The organism is Mesorhizobium sp. P5_C1, assembly GCF_054049815.1.
In genome coordinates this window covers 1-2,652 of sequence record NZ_JBFULQ010000659.1, presented here as the reverse complement: position 1 = coordinate 2,652, position 2,652 = coordinate 1, and the positions used below count along the sequence as shown (strand labels likewise).

The 2,652-nt window shown below is 60.2% G+C and carries 2 protein-coding genes; both read left to right on the top strand.

Features of this window, described 5'->3' with window-relative positions; all coding sequences use genetic code 11:
* Positions 1-310: 310 nt before the first annotated feature.
* Positions 311-1,696, top strand: coding sequence for an aminotransferase class III-fold pyridoxal phosphate-dependent enzyme (locus ACXJ7R_RS29515; protein WP_457154909.1), 1,386 nt, complete (start codon positions 311-313; stop codon positions 1,694-1,696).
* Positions 1,696-2,652 (top strand): aldehyde dehydrogenase family protein (locus ACXJ7R_RS29510; protein WP_457154908.1); only part of this gene is annotated, 957 nt, incomplete at its 3' end. The genes ACXJ7R_RS29515 and ACXJ7R_RS29510, both read left to right, overlap by 1 nt.

The following is a 2,652-nucleotide window of genomic DNA, read 5'->3' as shown; positions in this document are numbered from 1 at the left end:
CACTACGCCGGTGATGGTGTGAACTCCTGTTGATACGGCGTTGACTTATTATCAATGACGTCACGCGCGCAGAATGTAAATCATGCAATTGTTTAGGGAAAACTTCAGGCGTTCAGCCGGCATGAACGCCGTTCGCATGACGGTTTGGGATTTCGCCAGATAGCAGCGCAGCCCCTAAGCCGAGCCCGTGGCAACTCGCCCGACAAAGTGGGTTCGATCCCCCGCCAGCTTTGTTGACATGAACTGCTTTTGACCATAGCGTATCGATATCGACACCAGTGTTGATTTATTTGAAACGAGACATGATGCGATGAGCCCGGAATTCAAAAACTATGCTGCCTTCATCAAGGCCAACAACGCGCGGCACATCCTGCATCCGATGATTTCGCCTCAGGAGACGGCCAGGTCGGCGCCGTTGATCATCAGCAAGGGCAAGGGCGTGTTCGTCGAGGACATCGACGGACGGTCCTATCTCGATGCGGTCGGCGGTCTCTGGAACGTCAACATCGGCCATGGGCGTGAGGAAGTGAAACACGCAATCGTCGAGCAACTCGACCGCATCGCCTACTACACAACCTTCGGCAAGACCTCGAACCCGCCGCAGATCGAACTGTCGACGCGTCTGAGTGAAATGCTTGCGGCCGAGCAGATGGCCAAGGTGTTATTTTCATCCGGCGGCTCGGACGCAGTCGAGACCGCGCTCAAGCTCGCGCGCCAATATCACAAGCTGACCGGGCAGCCGGAACGCACCAAGTTCTTCTCGTTGAAATACGGCTATCACGGCGTCCATTTCGGCGGATTGTCGGCCGGCGGCAATCCGCCGTTCCGGCAGGCTTTCGAGCCGCTGATGCCAGGTTTCTTTCAGGTCGACAGTCCATTCCTGTACCGCAACCAGTGGACGACCGACCCGCAGGAACTGGGACGGATCTGTGCAGAGCAGCTGGAGCGTGAAATCGTCTATCAGGGCGCCCATACCGTGGCGGCCGTGATCGCCGAACCGATCCAAGGTGCTGGGGGCGTAATTGTCCCCCCAGAGAACTACTGGCCATTGCTGCGCGAGATCTGCGATCGTCATGGTGTGCTTTTGATCGCCGACGAGATCGTCACCGGCTTCGGTCGCACCGGCGAGATGTTCGGATGTCGGCTCTGGGGCGTAAAGCCCGACATCATGTGTTTCGCCAAGGGCATCACGGCAGGCTACATTCCCCTGGGCGCAACAATGGTCAGCGCCAAAGTCGCGGCGGCGTGGGACAACCCGGCCAATCCCGCACCGATCATGCATGGCTATACCTATTCTGGCCACGCGCTGGCCTGTGCGACGGCGACCGCGGTGCTGGACATCGTGGTGCGTGAAAAGCTTTCTGAAAACGCAGCCGCGCGGGGAGTTGAGCTCATGGACGGGCTCAACGCCGTTGCAGAGCAGTCGACGATCATCGGTGATGTGCGCGGCCGCGGGTTGATGGTGGGCGTGGAACTGGTGCGCGACAAGGATACCAAGAAGTCTTTCGGGCCTGCTGATCCAGAGATGAGGGTTTTTGCCGAGACCTGCCTCACCAAGGGCGTCATCGTTCGGGTCATGGCCAGCAAGGTTATACTGTCGCCGCCACTGACGATCAACGCCGAGCAGGTCACGACCATCGTCGAGACGATCGGTCAGGCAGTTGCCGCCGTAGAGCGGGTCCAGAAAGCCGCTTGATGAACACGAACCCCGATTTTCAACAACGCATCAATGCGGAAGCCGCCAAGTCCCTTTCGCCGGCCATGTCATTCGTGGACGGAAAGTCCTGTGAGGCCATTAGCGGCCAGCGCATGGACAGCATTTCGCCAATCGACGGGCTGAGACTTACCGATTTTCCCGAAGGCGACGCGGCCGATATCGATGTCGCGGTTGAGTCGGCGCGGCGGGCCTTCGCGGGCCGGCGCTGGGTCGGGCTCGGTCGGCGCGAACGCAAGAAAATCCTCCTGGGGTTCGCCGATCTGATCGCCCAGCATCAGTTCGAACTGGGTGTTCTGCAATCCAGAGACATGGGCATGCCGGTCGGGATGGCCATCAATATGGATGCCGGCGAAGCTGCCGGCACCATCCGCTGGTATGCCGAGGCGCTCGACAAGCTCAGCGATGAGATGCTGCCGATCTCGGATCGCGAGACCGGGCTCGTCGCCAAGATCGCGCTCGGAGTCGTCGGCGTCATCGTTCCATGGAACTTCCCGTTGATGATCGCAGCCTGGAAGTTGGGTCCGGCGCTGGCCAGTGGCAATTCCGTAGTCCTGAAACCAGCCGAAGACGCCTCGCTGGCGATCATCCGGCTCGCCGAACTTGCCAGTGAAGCAGGGGTACCGGACGGCGTTTTCAATGTCGTGACCGGGCGCGGCGAAAAAGCAGGTCGCGCGCTTGCACTCCATCCCGACGTCGACGCGATCGCTTTCACCGGGTCGGGCCGGGTGGGCGGACGGATTCTACGCTACGCAGGCGAAAGCAATCTCAAGCGGGTCAGTCTCGAATGTGGCGGCAAGACCGCCAACATCGTGCTGGCCGACGCACCGGATCTGGAAGAGGCCGCCCAGACCGCCGCTCGCGCTATCTTTCGCAACCAGGGACAAATCTGCAATGCACCGTCCCGCCTCCTGGTTGATGCCGCCATTCACGATGAC